18 protein-coding genes and 1 tRNA gene are annotated in these 16730 nt (G+C 42.9%); 9 read left to right on the plus strand and 10 right to left on the minus strand.

Translation table 11 applies throughout. The features are described from left to right. Positions 1-598: 598 nt before the first annotated feature. Complete coding sequence (gene remA / locus ACM0OY_RS04335; RefSeq protein ID WP_073639751.1) at positions 599-865, plus strand: extracellular matrix/biofilm regulator RemA; 267 nt, start codon at positions 599-601, stop codon at positions 863-865. Positions 866-1033: 168 nt separating this feature from the next. Beyond that, a complete protein-coding gene (gmk, locus tag ACM0OY_RS04340) occupies positions 1034-1633 on the plus strand; it encodes a guanylate kinase (protein WP_414567658.1) in 600 nt (199 codons plus the stop codon). 242 nt (positions 1634-1875) lie between these two features. Here gmk and ACM0OY_RS04345 read toward each other — a convergent pair whose 3' ends face one another. The 3 genes from ACM0OY_RS04345 to ACM0OY_RS04355 all read right to left on the minus strand — a co-directional run bounded on the left by ACM0OY_RS04345 (position 1876) and on the right by ACM0OY_RS04355 (position 3339). Continuing rightward, positions 1876-2397, minus strand: coding sequence for a photosystem I reaction center protein subunit XI (locus ACM0OY_RS04345; protein ID WP_414567659.1), 522 nt, complete (start codon positions 2395-2397; stop codon positions 1876-1878). A gap of 259 nt (positions 2398-2656) precedes the next feature. Continuing rightward, complete coding sequence (psaJ, locus tag ACM0OY_RS04350; protein WP_414567660.1) at positions 2657-2806, minus strand: photosystem I reaction center subunit IX; 150 nt, start codon at positions 2804-2806, stop codon at positions 2657-2659. Between the two features lie 38 nt (positions 2807-2844). Next, positions 2845-3339 (minus strand): Photosystem I reaction center subunit III, encoded by a 495-nt coding sequence (locus ACM0OY_RS04355; protein ID WP_414567661.1) that lies wholly within the window; start codon positions 3337-3339, stop codon positions 2845-2847. A 572-nt stretch (positions 3340-3911) separates the two neighbouring features. On the opposite strand from ACM0OY_RS04355, the gene tsaD reads away from it, so the two are divergent. Beyond that, positions 3912-4964 (plus strand): tRNA (adenosine(37)-N6)-threonylcarbamoyltransferase complex transferase subunit TsaD, encoded by a 1053-nt coding sequence (tsaD, locus tag ACM0OY_RS04360; RefSeq protein ID WP_414567662.1) that lies wholly within the window; start codon positions 3912-3914, stop codon positions 4962-4964. Between the two features lie 305 nt (positions 4965-5269). Here tsaD and ACM0OY_RS04365 read toward each other — a convergent pair whose 3' ends face one another. Next, complete coding sequence (locus ACM0OY_RS04365; RefSeq protein ID WP_414567663.1) at positions 5270-6181, minus strand: alpha/beta fold hydrolase; 912 nt, start codon at positions 6179-6181, stop codon at positions 5270-5272. 141 nt (positions 6182-6322) lie between these two features. Next, complete coding sequence (locus tag ACM0OY_RS04370) at positions 6323-7042, minus strand: hypothetical protein (protein WP_414567664.1); 720 nt, start codon at positions 7040-7042, stop codon at positions 6323-6325. A gap of 609 nt (positions 7043-7651) precedes the next feature. On the opposite strand from ACM0OY_RS04370, the gene ACM0OY_RS04375 reads away from it, so the two are divergent. From ACM0OY_RS04375 to prmC, 4 genes are all read left to right on the plus strand, one after another. Then, entirely contained in the window at positions 7652-8203 is a 552-nt protein-coding gene (locus ACM0OY_RS04375) for a GNAT family N-acetyltransferase (protein WP_414567665.1), read from the plus strand. 303 nt (positions 8204-8506) lie between these two features. Next, positions 8507-8580, plus strand: a tRNA-Pro gene (locus ACM0OY_RS04380). A gap of 856 nt (positions 8581-9436) precedes the next feature. Continuing rightward, a complete protein-coding gene (locus tag ACM0OY_RS04385; protein ID WP_414567666.1) occupies positions 9437-10255 on the plus strand; it encodes a Tic22 family protein in 819 nt (272 codons plus the stop codon). Positions 10256-10280: 25 nt separating this feature from the next. Beyond that, positions 10281-11171 carry a peptide chain release factor N(5)-glutamine methyltransferase gene (prmC, locus tag ACM0OY_RS04390; RefSeq protein ID WP_414567667.1) on the plus strand — a complete coding sequence of 297 codons (891 nt, stop codon included), beginning with the start codon at positions 10281-10283 and terminating at the stop codon, positions 11169-11171. Positions 11172-11255: 84 nt separating this feature from the next. Here prmC and ACM0OY_RS04395 read toward each other — a convergent pair whose 3' ends face one another. Continuing rightward, entirely contained in the window at positions 11256-11381 is a 126-nt protein-coding gene (locus ACM0OY_RS04395) for a hypothetical protein (protein ID WP_414567668.1), read from the minus strand. On the opposite strand from ACM0OY_RS04395, the gene ACM0OY_RS04400 reads away from it, so the two are divergent. Together ACM0OY_RS04400 and ACM0OY_RS04405 are read left to right on the plus strand one after the other, a co-directional pair. After that, a complete protein-coding gene (locus ACM0OY_RS04400; protein WP_414567669.1) occupies positions 11380-11988 on the plus strand; it encodes an L-threonylcarbamoyladenylate synthase in 609 nt (202 codons plus the stop codon). The genes ACM0OY_RS04395 and ACM0OY_RS04400 overlap by 2 nt on opposite strands. 98 nt (positions 11989-12086) lie before the next feature. Continuing rightward, a complete protein-coding gene (locus ACM0OY_RS04405) occupies positions 12087-13022 on the plus strand; it encodes a sensor histidine kinase (RefSeq protein ID WP_414567670.1) in 936 nt (311 codons plus the stop codon). 183 nt (positions 13023-13205) lie between these two features. Here the strand turns inward: ACM0OY_RS04405 and ACM0OY_RS04410 are convergent, their stop codons facing one another. From ACM0OY_RS04410 to secD, 4 genes are all read right to left on the minus strand, one after another. Continuing rightward, positions 13206-13673 carry a GNAT family N-acetyltransferase gene (locus ACM0OY_RS04410; RefSeq protein WP_414567671.1) on the minus strand — a complete coding sequence of 156 codons (468 nt, stop codon included), beginning with the start codon at positions 13671-13673 and terminating at the stop codon, positions 13206-13208. Positions 13674-13790: 117 nt separating this feature from the next. After that, positions 13791-14183: a hypothetical protein gene (locus tag ACM0OY_RS04415; RefSeq protein WP_414567672.1), complete on the minus strand. Its 393-nt coding sequence runs from the start codon at positions 14181-14183 to the stop codon at positions 13791-13793. Positions 14184-14272: 89 nt separating this feature from the next. Further along, positions 14273-15259: a protein translocase subunit SecF gene (secF, locus tag ACM0OY_RS04420; protein WP_414567673.1), complete on the minus strand. Its 987-nt coding sequence runs from the start codon at positions 15257-15259 to the stop codon at positions 14273-14275. Beyond that, the gene (gene secD / locus ACM0OY_RS04425; protein ID WP_414567734.1) at positions 15256-16668 is read right to left on the minus strand and encodes a protein translocase subunit SecD; all 1413 of its coding nucleotides are present in this window, start codon (positions 16666-16668) and stop codon (positions 15256-15258) included. Before secD ends, secF begins: the two co-directional genes overlap by 4 nt. Positions 16669-16730: the final 62 nt, after the last annotated feature.

Consider the following 16730-nt stretch of genomic DNA (forward strand, 5'->3'; position numbering starts at 1 on the left):
AACTGAACCGTATTGCTCGATAATGCTAATGATAGCCATGACAAATGCACCATAACCAGCGGTAAACAGGGGCTGATAGATAACTTTTCAACTGCCTCCTCAGCGAGAGACGAAGTATAGAGGCAATGTCATAAAGATAAGAACCAAAGCTACAGCAAGAAAAATCAATCGCATAATCTTTGCTCATCAAGCTCTGCAAATGTAGCAGAATTTTCATTACTGGGAGTCTCAATGTGAAACGTTATATTTTCGCTATGACGCAAGAATAGCAATTCAGCTGCACTGAGATTGTAGTTAGTTAGCGCACTTAGAGCCAAACCCTTACAATCAGTTTTGCTCTCTATCAATTTTAGATTTAGATACTTATTTCAAAAAAATAAATGTACATCACCCAAGTAGCTGATACCAGTATGATTTTTACTATATCTTTAGGTAGATTTTTAGGAAATTTAGATGATAAATAGCTAAAAAAAGCAGACATTATTTAAAAAACTAAGGCTGGCGTGAATTTAAGCGTTGTAACTCCTATTTATTGGCGATAACATGGAAATAAGTTTACTAAAAGCTTCTCAAACCGCGTTTGATCTCAGTTTTTTTTATGGACATTCAGCTAATCAATATTGGTTTTGGCAACATCGTGTCTGCCAACCGAGTAGTTGCAATTGTCAGTCCAGAGTCTGCCCCGATTAAGCGGATTATTACCGATGCACGGGACAGAGGTCAACTGATTGATGCAACTTACGGTCGGCGGACTAGGGCTGTAATTATCACTGATTCCAGCCACGTAATTCTGTCAGCGATTCAGCCGGAAACGGTAGCGAATCGATTTGTGATTTCCCGCGATCATCAAACTGTAGATAATTAACTAGCAGTGGGTTAAAAACCCCACTCTATTTGCAGCACATCAGCAGTACCATGTGAATTAGACTAATTTTTTGCCACCAATGCTATAAATTCCGTAGTCAATGGTGGGCTTGGCCACAATACAAGAATAATAAATAATTATCTATTGATTAATTCACAGGTTAAACGGATGATCCGAGTTTTACCCATCCAGAGTCGCGCTACTACCAAAGAATCTCTAAATCCAGGCAGGTTGATTGTTTTAACTGGGCCCAGTGGGGTCGGTAAAGGTACTTTAATGCGATCGCTCTTACACTGTCATCCGGAACTGTATTATTCGGTATCCGTGACAACCCGTTCTCCCCGTCCAGGGGAAATTGATGGCAAAAGTTATTACTTTATTAGCCGTAGTAAGTTTGAACAATTAATCGCTGAAGGTGAATTTTTAGAATGGGCGGAATTTGCTGGTAACTATTACGGCACTCCCCGTGAAGCTGTGCTTAACCAAATTAATTCTGGCAAGTTGGTAGTGCTAGAAATTGAGTTAGAAGGAGCAAGACAAATTCGTGCTTCTTTCCCCAGTGCCTTGAGCATATTTATTTTACCGCCTTCTTTTGAGGAATTGGAGAAACGGATACGCTCTCGCGGTCAAGACTGTGAAGATGCCATCGCCCGTCGTCTGCACCGCGCTCAAGAAGAAATTAAGGCCGCAGATGAATTTGATATTCAAATCGTTAATGACGATTTTCAAACTGCTTTAAATGACATCGAAGCGGCTTTATTTGGATAAAATAGCATTTTTAACAACATACCCACTCTTAGCATTAATAAACAAAGGACACAAAGAAAAACCTCTGTGTCCTTTGTTATTTGTCATTTGTCCACTCTTACAAAGTTCTGTTCACCGGAAGCTGGCGCATCCTGAAGGAAGCAAGCTACAGACTCTGCGCTTTGTCATTTGTCCTTTGTTCTTTATCATTTTTTTGTAATGACTAATGACCAATGACTAATGGCTAATGACTAATGACCAAATTAACCAAATAAACCTTGAATTAATCCGAGGTTACTGGTTAAAAAGTAAGCCACTACTGCACCACCAATACCACCAATTAAGAAAGAACTGGCAAAGTTATTCCAGCTTTCTTTAGAGTTAAAAGCATCTGCCGGAGGATTGGGTACAGTAACACTAGGAAGTGCTTTCGGAGGATTACTATTGGCATACAAAGATAAAGCGCCGGTCAAAACAACAACTAAACCGATCGCTCCTAATAACCCAGCTAAATTAGCATTAGCTGTATCCCGCAGTGGACCAAATTTGGCAAAGGGGCCAAATATCCAGTAACCATGAGCTGCTCCCACTTCTAGCGCACGTCTACCAGCACTCAAACCTGGACGATATGCAGGTAAGTTATTAATGAACCATTTGATCAAGGGAGAAGAATTAACCGGAGTTTCTAGGTTACCTATTTGCGGATTGCCGAATGCAGGAAAAACAACTTCCCGATTTCTCGGATCGCTGGGGAGATTTTTGGATGCATCTACTGCTTGCGCCATATTTTTATGTTTGCCTTTGAATTAAAATGGTGGCATTTTTATATTAATAATAATTGTAGCTAAAGATGTCTTTTGTTTAGGAAGTTTAGAAAAATTAATTTAGCTCATTTCAAAAGTGTGAAACTCCCGATATTTAAACAGAATCGCGAGTTTCAAAAAACTATTTTTACCGTCTATTTAGGTGAATATTTTGTTTAGTTAGTCCAAAAAGACTAACTAAACAATTCTCAGATAATTATCCTACAATCTAATTTTCCACTTATGGTAGTGGGTGGAAAAGTAGATCTGGGAAAAAGCGGTTGAATTCAATCAAAATACCTGCTGTGATTGTCAGCCATAGAGTAGCTGCCACTGGCGCTGTGGAAATAAACTTAACCAAATAGGATGATTGGTCGCCTTTGTCTGCCATGAATTTAGTCTCCAAACAAATGAATTAGTGAAACTGGTTTAGCGAGGGGAAACGGGAATTTCTGAATCTTTGGCTGCTAATTTACCAGAGAGTAATTCTTGGACTGCTGCTGCTGGCCAAGTAAAACCTGTGGCCATTATGGGTAATGCCAAACCAAGGTCGATTTGGATTTCTTTTTGTTCGGGGTCAGATTCCTTTTTGATCGCTTGCAGATAGGTACGACCTACCCAGCCAATCCAACCAGTGATATATAGGAATAGAATGCTGGGGATCAAGAAATCACCAGCACGATCTAAACGACCATCAACAATCAAGTGGGGGTAACCCTCAGGACCACACAGCGCTTGAGAATAACGCTCAAATCGCTTTCTTCCTGATTCTGGGTCACTGGTGGTGTTACGGGCATTAGCAGCTAGCTCTTGAAAAGCGGGAGAGTCTTTGCACGGTGTCAAGTTAGCCCCTAGAGCTTGTGCTGGGGGGGCAAAATTGCACCACAGACAAATCGCTAAAATCAAAGCAAACAATCGTCGCATAGAGTGTTTCCTTTTATTACAAAACAAAAAGTTCTTTGTACAAAACGAAGCGGCTTGTACAGTGTTTATTTGCATAACTAGGAAGTCATCATACTCTTGGGTGGGAACCGAGTAAAGTTTCAGTAAATAAAAGTTAAAGCTTCTCAACCAAGATGGGTGGGGAATGGGGAGTAAGGGGCTTCCAAATAAAAAAATAATCAATCACTTTGGTGGGCAGGGGGCAAGGGGAGCAGGGAAGGCAGGGGGAGAAGAAAGAAGAAATCAGTCGTATTTGGATGCAGGAATTGAGTAATTTAATTTTTGGATGTCCCCAAGAAGTGCTGAGCGTAATAATTGTCGTAGTAGGGTAGTTATGGAGTGTTGAATCACCCAAGTTTTTATGCCTGCGGCGGGTTGCGCCAACGCTGGTTCACCTTTGGTGTTCCCGAAGGGTAGCCGCCACGGTCAAACTTTGTAGGGTGGTAAACAAGCAAGATTTTGTTTGTGCTACCCAAAACTTATAAATCAGAACTCGGAACTTCGAGCTTAAAACTCCCCACTCCCTACTCCCCACTCCCCATTCCCCACTCTCAATGACAACTGTTTTAGCAATAGAAACCAGCTGTGATGAAACTGCCGTGGCAATTGTGAACAATCGTCAAGTTTGCAGCAGCATTATCGCCTCGCAAATTCCAGTCCATCAACAATATGGCGGGGTAGTGCCAGAAGTAGCGTCCCGTCAGCACTTGGAAACGATTAATCAAGCGATCGCTCAAGCTCTAGAGCAAGCCAAACTAGACTGGAGGGAAATAGATGGAATTGCCGCGACTTGCGCCCCTGGACTCGTAGGAGCGCTGTTGGTGGGATTAACTGCTGCCAAAACCTTAGCGATGGTACATAACAAACCTTTTTTGGGAGTTCATCATCTCGAAGGTCACATTTACGCAACTTACTTGAGCGAGCCAAGTTTAAATCCCCCTTTTCTTAGCTTACTGGTTTCAGGCGGACATACAAGCTTGATTTATGTTAAAGATTGTGGTGTCTACGAAACACTAGGACAAACTCGTGATGATGCTGCGGGTGAAGCCTTTGATAAAGTAGCGCGATTATTAAAGCTTGGTTATCCTGGTGGACCAGCCATCGACAAACTCGCACAACAGGGAGATCCCCAAGCTTTTGCCTTACCGGAAGGAAAAGTTTCTTTACCTGGTGGCGGATTTCATCGTTATGATGCGAGTTTTAGTGGGTTAAAAACGGCTGTATTGCGTTTAGTACAGCAGCTAGAGAAAGATGGCAGACAAGTGCCAGTGGCAGACGTAGCAGCTAGCTTTCAGGATACTGTAGCGCGATCGCTCACCAAAAGAGCGATCGCCTGTGCTCTAGACTATGGTCTAGACACAATTGCCGTTGGCGGCGGCGTAGCAGCCAATAGCGGTTTGAGAAAAAACCTCCAAGCCGCCGCCATTGAAAATAATCTACGCGTCCTATTTCCACCTTTGAAATTCTGCACTGACAACGCCGCCATGATTGGCTGCGCCGCCGCCGAACATCTATCCTCTGGTCATACGTCGCCTCTGACACTGGGCGTTGAATCTAGATTAGCCCTGAGTCAGGTGATGAAGCTGTATCAATCTCAGGGGAAATGAGGGACTGGGGACTGGGGACTGGGGACTGGCAAAGATGAGGGAGATGAAGGGGCAGGGGAGCAGGGGAGAAGTTGTAGCAATCTTTCCCCTCTGCCCCTCTGCCCCTGTGCCCCCCTGCCTCTTCCCGATGCCCAATGCCCCATACCCCAATACAGTTCAGTTAAGTATTTCTTCCTTCTCTTCCTTTGCGTCCTACCCTGCGGGAAGCCGCTCCGCGTCTATGCGTCCTTTGCGGTTCGTTAAAAAAATTGACTTTGACAAAGAGTTTTAGCCTTAACCCAAGCGTATTGCCCCATGCCCCATTTCTATTGACTTTTAACTATCGATCGGATGTAATCAGCTACTGCATCTGGCTGCTCTAACATAGCTAAGTGTCCGCAATTAGGAATTTCTAAAACATTGTCACCACAGTATTGAAAAAGTCTGTGAAAGCTAGCTAAATGACGGACATATTTCGGTTCCATAACTTTGTCTTCGGCACCAGCCAAAAAATAAACTGGCTGCTTGAGTTGGGATACCAGCTCAGGTAAACGGTTGATTTCTTCTTCGGTTGTGGAGTCTAACAAAGCTCCCAGCGCCGCTTCTGGGTCAGCCACGACAAAATCAATCACCCGCTGACGTGCCCAATAGCGCTCTAAAGGACGTGCCACACTGGCTCTGGTAAACAGCAAATCAATCAAAGGCACTTGGGACAGCCAACGCGGACGGATTTGCAAAAATTTTTGACCCGCTGAGCGAAACTGCTCAAAAGCTTCTTTGAGGTAAATACCACCACCAGCGTTGATACAGATAACTCCCTGAACACACTCAGGTATTTGCTCTGCTCCCCATAGAGCGATCGTACCTCCCAAAGAGTGACCAATTAGCCAAGCACTAGTAATATTTAGCTGTTCCAAAAGAATTGCTAAATCCTGAGCATAGGCAGCAGGAGTATAAAGAGAATCGAAAGGCGATCCAACCCCACCACTTGAGATGGGCGTAAGACTCATAGACGTTTGTGCCCGACTAAAATCAGTTTTTACCTGGGACTGGGATTCACCAAAACCCCGCAAATCATAGGACAGGCACTGCAAATCATTTGATAGGCGGGAAATCACAGGTTGCCAGTATCCACGGCTATTGAGCCAACCGTGAATAAATACTAAAGCGTGGGGGCAGGAAGTAGGAGCCGTTAGCTCGTATGCGTGTGGAACGCCCAAGATTTCAATAGTTGCCATACTTATATCGTACCCCTAAGGGTGGGTGCGACTAAATACGAAGTGTGAGGAGTCAAACGATTTTGGATTTTGAATTTTGAATCTTTCAATCCAAAATCCAAAATTTAAAATCTAAAATTCTTTGAGGAATCAGGAGTTTGTTCATTTACCCAGCAACCTGTATCGCACCCCTTCAGCAATTTTGTGACCCAGATATTCAGGAATCAAGCTTTCATTGGGACCCAACAAGTAGAGAATCAGCCGTGTACGTCCGCGCCAAACGAGTAAATTGGCATTGACTACCAGCAGATCTTCCTGCCAGATGGCGTACATCACTTTGTAAAATAATCCTGGTTGATTATCGGCTTCAATCACTAGGGCAGGGAGATGAAAAACCGGATCGACATAGAATTCAGTTTGTACCTGCTCTAAACCAGTGTCAAGATTGAATTCTACTGCCAGCATTTCTTCTACCTCAAACCGACCTCCTAAAGCCTCGCGAATGGCGCGACAGACATTTTCTGCGGTTTTCTCAGTCAAGGCTTTACTACCACGAGATACCAGCAGTTTGATAAAAACTAACATCGGCGGACGGATCTGACCGTATAAACTCAGACCGTGGATTGTTAAACCATAAGCTGCTAGTACACCAAAAATATCGCTGAGCAGAAAAGACTGGTTGCGGTAGGCAAAATGCAAGGCACTTTTGCTACCTTCCGGTTTCAGTTCAATCACAGCGCGTCTAGTTTTATAGAGACGGTAGGCTAGCCGTAAATTTTGCAGTTGAATCTCACTGCTGACGAATTGCTCATAAAACTGGGGAAACGCTCGATTAAAGCGCTTTAGGAGTTCCAGTGTCGAAGATTTTAAACCAGAAGCCATTGTTAAGGGTAAGACTCGCTTGCTTTCGTCACCTGGGGACTAGTAGTTCGCCAAGTTCTCTTGGCGGGGTAAAGGGTAAGGGGAAAACGGGAAAGGTTTTTAATCCCTTCCCTTTCGCCTTTTCTCTTTCCCCAGAACTCACCGAGGATTTTTAGGTTGGCAAACCACTGGGTAGTGGGAAAATTTTTCCCGGGTATTCAAATCCCTGATATACAATTCACTCTTAAGCTAACGTGCATTTAAGCTGCATACGAACAATTCACAGGATCTTTGCCAGAATTGGGTTTTCTATATTTATTTCGAGAAAAGTCACAGCAGCTTGGGTCGTTTTCCACATAGTCAGACAGAGGAATTACAACAGAGCATAATTTTGAATTACTTATATTCTTCCCTTTTGCTGAATTTTTACTAGGGTTTACAACAAAATGCTAAAGTTGAAGATGATTGGTGTGAAACATGCCTTAAGTAGCTGTTACCATTACAAATCTCGAAAACAACCCAAAAATTTTGAGTGTTAGGGGTAGTAAATGGGGCTAGCTACGTTAAACATGAATCAACACTCTTGAGAGTGGAAACCAATTTTAGTTATATTACCCGAACCACGTTGGCATGGGTTTTTGGAAAACTTGGTTTAGTACTCCTGAGTCTGTAGCGACAACTAAAACAAACCTTTTTGAAGAACATACAGCTGAAACTGCGGGCAACTCTACCCCCGGTAGTCTTAGCGAAGCTTCTTCAAAGGAGGCTCGCATCGTCTTCAGTACAGAGCGAGACATCGATCTGTATGAACTAGAAGAACTCTGTGATGCAGTTGGTTGGTCGCGTCGTCCTTTAAGAAAAGTCAAAAAAGCCATTGAGCATAGTTTTCTCGTTGCCTCTATGTGGCAGGTAAGAGGAAACCAAAAACGGCTCATCGGTTTTGCCCGCGCTACTTCAGATCATGCTTTTAATGCCACTATTTGGGATGTGGTGGTTCACCCAGACTTTCAAAATCAAGGACTGGGCAAAGCGCTAATGAAATACGTCCTCAAAAAACTTAGGAGTGAAGAGATTAGCAATGTGACTCTCTTCGCCGACCCTCATGTTGTAGATTTCTACCGAACTATGGGGTTTATGCCAGATCCAGAAGGTATTAAAGGAATGTTCTGGTATCCTCACTAAGAGTGAATTCAAAAAAACCGATTTTTACAATAAAATCAGGTACTCTAGTAAAGATATATTGTTTTTATGTGGTTTGGGAAGGTTCAGCCGACAAACAAGCAAATATTATGTCTTGTACAACTCAGTCGGCATAAAAACCTTTATTCTGTGTAAAGATGCTATCTATCTCGTCTTTACACAAAATAAAGAAAATTATGCATGAGCGGTGTTGTGTGATATATTGAACTTAATGCTTATGCGAAAGGGCAAATCGCTTACCTTTAACAAGTCACAACCCAACCGCAAAAAGTAGATACATATAACCGGGATGTAGCGCAGCTTGGTAGCGCGCCTGCTTTGGGAGCAGGATGCCGCAGGTTCAAATCCTGTCATCCCGATTTAGTCAATTACATGTTAACCAAAGCCAGACTTATCAAAAAGTCTAGCTTTGATTAACATGCCAAATTAAAAAATCAAAATTTACTAGATTGCGATCAACGACGGAAACTGTTAGCCAATCTACACGCACGGGTATATGGAGACGTAGCAGTGGTACGTCTCTACAAAAATTTCGGGCAAAGCAGAATTAATTTCTGGAGATGTCTATTTTTTTAAGTCGTTCTTTCTCAGAAATCAACTAAATCTACAAAATTTCTGAAAAATTTCTGCAATTTAGCGCAAATAGACTAAAGCTTTGTCGCTAAGATGTGCAATAAAATTGCATATTTTTACGCAGAAAATTAAATTAGTTATTTTGGTATTAGGCCAGCTTTCAAGGCATGGTAGCTATATTTTGTCTTTGATAAATAAGGTACTTCTGATACTGTACTTTGTATAAATTTGAGAAGATATTTAGTTAGCCCCAGATGGAACGATTGATCAAGTCATGCCGTCACCCAATACCAGAGAAAGTCAATAAAATGGCATTTATTATTTTCAGGGTCAGAGAGACTTTTCACTGTTCCACAAGCCATAAAATAGGCATCTAGAGGATTTGGCAGTGAATAGCAAAATAAAATTGACAAAAACACAACTTTAGCACAGTCTATTGGTAAAGGCGATATTATAACAATCCTAAATAGTTGGGATTATTTTGCTTTGATCTTTGACTTTTAGCAGTCAACTGACATCATGAGTTGTTTACAAATAAATTTTCACAACTAAAATAGATTGCTATATAACTGAAGCTAGTTGGTGCTGTGCAAATCCAACCATTTGTTTAATTTAATTGTCTTATTGATGCGAGGAGCAGTCATGAAATCATTGGTTCGTTGGGGCGCAACATTAGGTATAGCTGGAAGTGTCTTTTTAGGAGGACTTTCAGGAATAGGTAATCTACCAGGACTAGGTAATCTAGAGGCGGTGGCTTTACCACAAGATCAGGTAGTGAAAAAGCTACAGGAAGTACCCGTATTCACCCTCACAAATCCTAAAGGCGAATTCGTAGTTCTTTCCAGGAATAATCAATCCAAGACCGTCTCTCAAGTGGGCTTTTTTATTAGCAAGCAAGATGCTCAAAAATTCCTTGATAATCGGCTGAAAAAAGAAAATCCTCAACTGGCAAGCACCCTACAAGTAAGACCTTTGTCTTTAGCAGACTACTATAAAATAGTGCTGGAAAGCAAAAAGAAGTCAGACTCAGTAATTTATACTTTAGTCCCGACTCAACAACAGGTAGCGTCAGCCACAAGTATGGTGAACGCAAATGGTAAAAAAGTTGAGCAATTCAACGGTATTCCTTTGTTTGTGCCCAAATTTAAAAAAGATAATAGCTATCTGACCATTCCCGTGGCAAAAGGTAACGAGCGCTACATTCCTTTCTTTTTTGAGAAAGAGCAAGCAGTGGCTCTGTTAGATGAATTTAAAAAAGCCGTGCCAAAGGAAGCAGAAAACACTGAAATTCAGGTAGTGGATTTGTACGGTGTTATGGAGGCTCTCAATACTAGCAACGATCCAAGTATCAATAAAATTGTTTTATATCCATCGCGGGAATCTATCAATTTTATTCGATCGCTTGCCCCGAATCAGTCACCTGCTGCCAAGCCTGCTGCTGCGCCTGCTCCGAAAAAATAACCGATTTGCTCTCCAAGGTTGAGGCATGGGGGAGAAACATCTGATAGTTTCTGGTTTAGAACTTTGGCAGTGGCGGAATGCAGCAACTCAAGCAGCAATCGCCACTGATGTTCCACGAACGGAGGTAGATTGGCTACTCCAAGAAGTAGCTGGGTTAGACCGTTTGGCACTGCGTTTGGAGTCTTTTAAAAATTGGCCGCAAATTCAGATGCAATTGCCTCTGATAGAGTTAGATCGGTTGTGGCAGAGGCGATTAAATGAACGTTTGCCAGTGCAGTATATTGCCAAAGCTACACCTTGGCGTCAGTTTAAAATCGCCGTATCGAATGCGGTTTTGATTCCCCGACCAGAAACAGAGTGCTTAATTGATTTAGCTGTAGCCTCTGCTGGGAATGCTTCAGGACACTGGGCGGATTTAGGTACCGGCAGTGGAGCGATCGCCATCGGACTAGCAGATATCTTGCCAAACGCAACAATTCATGCTGTTGATCGCAGTGTTGAAGCATTGGCGATCGCCCAAGCCAACGCCCAAAATTTGGGTTTTGCTGACCGCATTCGATTTTATCAAGGTTCTTGGTGGGAGCCACTGACATTCCTTAAAGGTCAGTTCAGTGGTATGGTGTCGAATCCCCCTTACATACCCACCAGTACCTTACCTAGTTTGCAACCTGAAGTAGTCAACCACGAACCGCATCTAGCTTTGGATGGTGGTGCAGATGGCTTAGATTGCATCCGCCATTTGATAGAAATTTCTCCTAGCTATTTGCAACCTGGTGGTGTCTGGCTGATTGAGATGATGACAGGACAGGCAAATACAGTGCGAGAACTTTTGCAAAATCAAGGAAGCTATTGCAATATTCAAATTCACAGTGATTTAGCTGGAATTGAACGCTTTGCCCTAGCTTATAAAAGTTAGGAGTGATGAGTGAGAATTATGAGTTAGCAATTCTTCCCTGGTATTGACTTCTCAGACTCGCTCACTTCCTATTCCCGATTCCACCTAAAGGTGCGATCGCATTTTTCTTGCTACAGCTGCAATTGACAAAACCAAGGCTCTTGGCATAGTAGAGCCTCGGTCATCCACAACAACTAGTAAAATTGATGGATGAATATTGTCAGCAAACATGGCTCAAGTTTCTTTAGAAAAGCTCATAGCTGGCGCACGTGCTGGGTTTTTGGTGAGCTTTCCCACAGACACGGTTCCGGCGCTGGCAGCGATACCAGAAAAAGCCGGATTAATTTTTGCGGCCAAGCAACGTAGTCAAGATAAACCTTTGATTCTCATGGCTGCTAGTGCTGAGGATTTGTGGCCTTATGTCAAAGGTAGTGAGAACGAGTATAAAATTTGGCAAAAAGTAGCCGAGAAATATTGGCCAGGAGGGCTGACATTAGTATTACCAGCTAGTCAGTGCTTGCCGAAAGTGATGAATCCTACTGACCCGACAACAATTGGTATTCGAGTACCAAACAGTGCGATCGCTCAAACTATTTTGGCGCAAACAGGCCCTCTGGCCACCACTAGTGCTAATTTCTCTGGTCAGCCGCCTTTACAAACAATGGTCGAGATTGCAGCGCAGTTCCCCAACGTTGTGACTCTGGCAGCGACAGAATCCCAGGAGCAAACGCTAGGACTGGGTATACCTTCCACCGTTGCCAAATGGACGGGCATTAATTGGGAGATTTTGCGGCAAGGTGCAATAAAGTTAGATTCATCGAATGATAACCAGATATAGATAGCTATAATGTTGTTTCCCTGGTTTCAACAGCTGAAAAATATGGAACTTTAATTTGGGCTGTTGTGGTTAATTAACAAGTTAATAATTGCCAAAATATGAATTGGAGTAACTGGATATATTTAGGAGCAGGAATAGCACTAGGTCTAGGTTTTCGTCGATTATTTGCGCGATGGCTACGCCCAACCCAGGCATCGCCAAACTCTTCATCTAGCTTATCGCCAGTAGTGCCATTAGACCAACAGGATATGCCATCAATATCGCAACAAATACAGCAAACGCAGTTGGCATACCAAATGGCAAGGGAAATGAGCCAGTTTAAAGCTGGGTTTTTGGCACGGACAACCCATGAATTGCGATCGCCCCTCAATGGTTTAATTGGTTTACATCAGTTAATTTTGTCAGATTTGTGTGAAAGTCCTGCTGAAGAACGAGAATTTATTGTCCAAGCTCATGAGCGAACGCTGAAACTGCTGAAGCTAATGGATGAAATTCTCAACGTTGCCAGAACTGAGCATGGTACAAATAAACTTGATATTCAACCCAGACCCTTAGCCAATATTTTGGAGGAAGTTTATAACTTAACTTATATGCTGGCGGCAAATCGCAATTTTCCTTTGCAATTGTTACCCGCAGACCCAGAAATTTATATTTTGGCAGATCATCTCTGGCTCCGACAAATATTAATTAGTTTAATAGACACTGCCATTACTCAGATGGAAGAAGGCAGCATCTATATTTCTAGCAGCACCATCTCTACAAGTAATTTTGTGAATATTTGGCTGGATGTACCAAGCCATACCATACCTTCGAGTGAGTTAATTGACTCGATCAAATCTGAAAATCACCCGAGTAAAGCTAACCTAGAGAACGTTACTCTTTCTCCAGGAATGAGGCTATTAATCAATCAAACTCTGCTGGAAGTTATGGGAGGAAAACTAGAAATCTTGTCTTCTCCAATTGCCAAGGAACCATCCCAAGAAATGAGCAGACTACAAATTTCTATTCCCCTATTTAGTAGTACTGAGGGGTGAGTAGGGAGTGGGGAGTCGGGAGATGGGGAGAAGGGGAATAAATAATACCAATTCAATTAATGATTCCAACACATTCTTGGATGAAGACGCGATGAATCGCGTCTCTACAAATGGTTTATTTGTCACATTCTTTTTAAAATTAGTATAACTACTAACTCCTAACTCCTCACTCAGCACTCAGGACTATTTTGGTGATTGTTCAAGCTCAACTTCTGTATCAGGGAGCAAACTCAGGTTAGCTAAGTTATGCAACACCATCGTAGTAGTAGTGTTGGGCTGGAAACCAATTTTTTTGTAGAATTCCTGTTGGTGAGTAGTCATCAGATAAACGCGCTCAACCCATCTCATCCGGGGATGACTCAAAACAGTTTCCACTAAATTGCTTCCCAAACCACTATTTCGATACTCTGGATGAATCACAACATCCCAAATCGTAGCGCGATATATGCCATCAGATGTTGCTCTAGCAAAGCCAATCAGTCGCTGACTATCCCACACGCAAATCACTGGCTCACTGTTGGCAATGGCTATACTTAAATCCTCAATGCTGCGGCCTTTTGCCCAGAAAGCTGAAATGTTTAACAGTTCTTGGAGTTGGTAAAGGTCAATTTCAGACTTGCGATCGCTAAATTGAATTTGAGGATTGTTCATCTATGGCACTCACTTTGGCTGTATCTTAGCTATTTCTAAGTCATATTTTGCTAGAAATTGGCGAATGTGTATATGTCTATGCAACGAGAGAGAAAATTTAGTTAGCTAAGGCAATATTCAGTAACAAACCCACTTCCATAAAGGATGAGTTGGTCCTTGCTGACGTATTCGATAAACTTGTTTTTCTAAACGTTGTTTTTCTTGGTCTGGTAATCCCAGTAAGATATTCCGACTTTGCCAAACTAATACAGCAGCAGTCATCCCGATACAAAAGGCTAAACCGAAGGTAGGCAGTGGATGATAGAACAGTCCATATCGCACTGCTACCCAAGTAAAATATTGTTGCCACAGAGAAATTTCTGCACGTAGACCCCACAAGGAAACAGGCGCAATGGTGAGCCATAAACAGCTCACAAACAACCATCTCCCATATACTGTTAGCTGGTATAACCTTTCTACTTGTTGAGCAAATGATGGGTCAGTTGCCATTTGTGATTTGTCATTTGTCATTTGTGATTTGTCATTGGTCTTTAGGAGTGCTGAGTTAGGAGTTAAGAATTATTCTCCTTGTCCCCTTGCCCTCTTCCCATACCCAAGAACTAATTCCCAGCAGATGTATCAATTGACTCAGCATTAACTACCGCCTGAGATTGACCGCTACGTTCTCGCCACAAAGTTAAGAGAGTACTGGCAATGAAAATACTTGAATAAGCCCCGGCAGTAAAGCCAATAATTAAAGCTAAGGCAAAGTTTTTCAGTGTTTCTCCCCCAAACAGAAAGATCGCGAACAATGATAGCATCGTGGTTAAGGTCGTGTTGATAGACCTTGCTAGGGTTTGGTTGACAGCATCATCCACAATGTCAGCGATCGCTCGATTGGGATTGATTGTTAAGGTTTCTCGAATGCGATCGTAAATCACTACTGTATCGTTGACTGAGAAACCTGTAATCGTCAGTAGAGCAACAATGAATAAGCTATCGACTTCAGTACCTGCTACTAAACCCAAAATTGAAAAAATTCCTGCGGTAATCAACACATCATGAAATAGAGCAACGATCGCAAATACCGCATAATCCAACTGGAATCGGAAGGTCAAGTAAATAATAATACCTGCAAAGGAAACGATCAGAGCTATTACCCCAGACCTAAACAGTTCTGCCCCCAGAGTAGGGCCAACGGTGTCAAATTGATTCTTTTGGTCGTCAAAAGTACCGACTTTTTCGCTTAAAGCATTTTGCAAGTTGGTACGCTGCTCGCGATCCAAGCTTTTTGTGCGAATTAATATACCATTTTCTGCACCGCTGCCTTTGTCTGCGACAATTTGGATGCTGCTGTCACCGAGTCCCTGCGCTTTAGCTACTTCTCGAACGACATTGATATCAATGGGCTGGTCGCAGTTACCGGGTTTGGTACAATCCCGTTCAAACTGCAATCGTGTACCACCAACAAAATCCAAACTGGGACGTAGGGGTGCTTTGATGTTGGGGTTTTGCCAAGAAATCACCATTGAGATGATACCAGCCAGGATGATGGCACCAGAAATAGCCCACCAAAGCGATCGCGATTTGTTAATACTGAGTTTCATTGAGACACCTCTGCCTTATTCGATGTTGGCAGGTTAGGAGAGAAAAGTTCTGGTTTTTTGAGTGCGGGAATTGTAATTGCCAAAAACATCAAGGTGCGACTACAGGTAATTGCTGTAAACATACTCACCGCTACGCCCAAAGCCAAAGTTAGAGCAAAACCTTTTACCAAGCCAGCCCCTAGCCAGAATAGTGCAGCGCAGGCGATGACTGTAGTCACGTTGCCGTCTAAAATACTGGAAAAGGCGCGGTAAAAACCAGATTCTACAGAACGATAAAGGGATTTGCCTGCTTGCAATTCTTCGCGCGTCCGCTCAAAAATTAGTACATTCGCATCCACCGCCATACCAATACTGAGAATAAAACCGGCAATTCCTGGTAGAGTCAGGGTGACACCCAACAAAGCAAAGGTAGCCCAGGTCAATAAGGCGTAGATCAATAGTGCTACATCGGCAATCAGTCCTGGTAGTCTATAGTACACCACCATAAATATTAATACTAAAGTCAGACCACCGATACCAGCATAGATACTGCTAGTGATGCTGTCTTGACCTAAAGTTGCCCCGACAGTACGAATCTCTGCAATTTCTACTGGTACAGGTAATGCGCCACCGCGTAGCTGTACACCCAAGTCATTAGCTTCTTGTGCGGTAAACCGGCCTGTAATCACCGCTGAGCCTCCAGTAATCCCAGTAGAGGCAAATTCTATACCGACAGTGGGAGCGCTGATCAGTTCATTATCGAGAAAAACACCAATACTACGCCCAGTACCAGCAAGGTTTTTCGTCAGCTGAGCAAAAAGTTCACCACCCTTTTGGTCGAAGCGAATGGCAACATTCCAATTGTTGCCTTGAGTGGGTTCGCCATAGGCATCCTTGAGGTATTTACCAATCAGGGGCGGGTTGGTGCTTTCAAACAATTCAGCGATCGCTTGATTATTTTTCTGTAAATCTTCTTGATTTTTGGCAATTGCTGCTTTATCCTTACCTTTTCTCAACTCTTCTTGCTTTACCTTCAATTCAGCTCGCGATGTTTGGAAAGCTAACAGTTGAGTTTCTGTATTCTGCTTTTGTGTGCGGAATTCTAACTGTGCCGTACCCCCTAGCACCCGTTCGGCTTGCTCTGGGTCGTTGACTCCTGGGAGTTGCACCAATATCTTATCTGCGCCGACTGTTTGGATAACTGGCTCAGAAACACCCAGACCATTAATCCGACCTTCGACAACTTTCTTCACAGCTTCCAATTCTCGTTCGGTGATTTGGGGAATTTCCGCTGATGGTTTCACCTGAATTGTGAGCTGTGAACCTCCCCGTAAGTCAAGTCCAAGAGGTATCGGAATCGTAGCAATCACCGCGATCGCGGCGATTACCAGAACTAAAATCAAAATTAATAGCGATCGCTGTCTTTGCATACCATAACTCGCAACTGACAAAGGCTATAATAGCGCTCTTTTATGGAGTTATGAATGGAAAG

This window comes from Nostoc sp. CCY 9925 (assembly GCF_963920935.1).
Taxonomy (GTDB): domain Bacteria; phylum Cyanobacteriota; class Cyanobacteriia; order Cyanobacteriales; family Nostocaceae; genus Nostoc.

Coding starts and splice junctions, on each gene's coding strand:
- remA (WP_073639751.1), top strand. CDS start 599: ATGGACATTCAGCTAATCAATATTGGTTTTGGCAACATCGTGTCTGCC.
- gmk (WP_414567658.1), top strand. CDS start 1,034: ATGATCCGAGTTTTACCCATCCAGAGTCGCGCTACTACCAAAGAATCT.
- ACM0OY_RS04345 (WP_414567659.1), bottom strand. CDS start 2,397: ATGGCGCAAGCAGTAGATGCATCCAAAAATCTCCCCAGCGATCCGAGA.
- psaJ (WP_414567660.1), bottom strand. CDS start 2,806: ATGGCAGACAAAGGCGACCAATCATCCTATTTGGTTAAGTTTATTTCC.
- ACM0OY_RS04355 (WP_414567661.1), bottom strand. CDS start 3,339: ATGCGACGATTGTTTGCTTTGATTTTAGCGATTTGTCTGTGGTGCAAT.
- tsaD (WP_414567662.1), top strand. CDS start 3,912: ATGACAACTGTTTTAGCAATAGAAACCAGCTGTGATGAAACTGCCGTG.
- ACM0OY_RS04365 (WP_414567663.1), bottom strand. CDS start 6,181: ATGGCAACTATTGAAATCTTGGGCGTTCCACACGCATACGAGCTAACG.
- ACM0OY_RS04370 (WP_414567664.1), bottom strand. CDS start 7,042: ATGGCTTCTGGTTTAAAATCTTCGACACTGGAACTCCTAAAGCGCTTT.
- ACM0OY_RS04375 (WP_414567665.1), top strand. CDS start 7,652: ATGGGTTTTTGGAAAACTTGGTTTAGTACTCCTGAGTCTGTAGCGACA.
- ACM0OY_RS04385 (WP_414567666.1), top strand. CDS start 9,437: ATGAAATCATTGGTTCGTTGGGGCGCAACATTAGGTATAGCTGGAAGT.
- prmC (WP_414567667.1), top strand. CDS start 10,281: ATGGGGGAGAAACATCTGATAGTTTCTGGTTTAGAACTTTGGCAGTGG.
- ACM0OY_RS04400 (WP_414567669.1), top strand. CDS start 11,380: ATGGCTCAAGTTTCTTTAGAAAAGCTCATAGCTGGCGCACGTGCTGGG.
- ACM0OY_RS04395 (WP_414567668.1), bottom strand. CDS start 11,381: ATGTTTGCTGACAATATTCATCCATCAATTTTACTAGTTGTTGTGGAT.
- ACM0OY_RS04405 (WP_414567670.1), top strand. CDS start 12,087: ATGAATTGGAGTAACTGGATATATTTAGGAGCAGGAATAGCACTAGGT.
- ACM0OY_RS04410 (WP_414567671.1), bottom strand. CDS start 13,673: ATGAACAATCCTCAAATTCAATTTAGCGATCGCAAGTCTGAAATTGAC.
- ACM0OY_RS04415 (WP_414567672.1), bottom strand. CDS start 14,183: ATGACAAATGACAAATCACAAATGGCAACTGACCCATCATTTGCTCAA.
- secF (WP_414567673.1), bottom strand. CDS start 15,259: ATGAAACTCAGTATTAACAAATCGCGATCGCTTTGGTGGGCTATTTCT.
- secD (WP_414567734.1), bottom strand. CDS start 16,668: ATGCAAAGACAGCGATCGCTATTAATTTTGATTTTAGTTCTGGTAATC.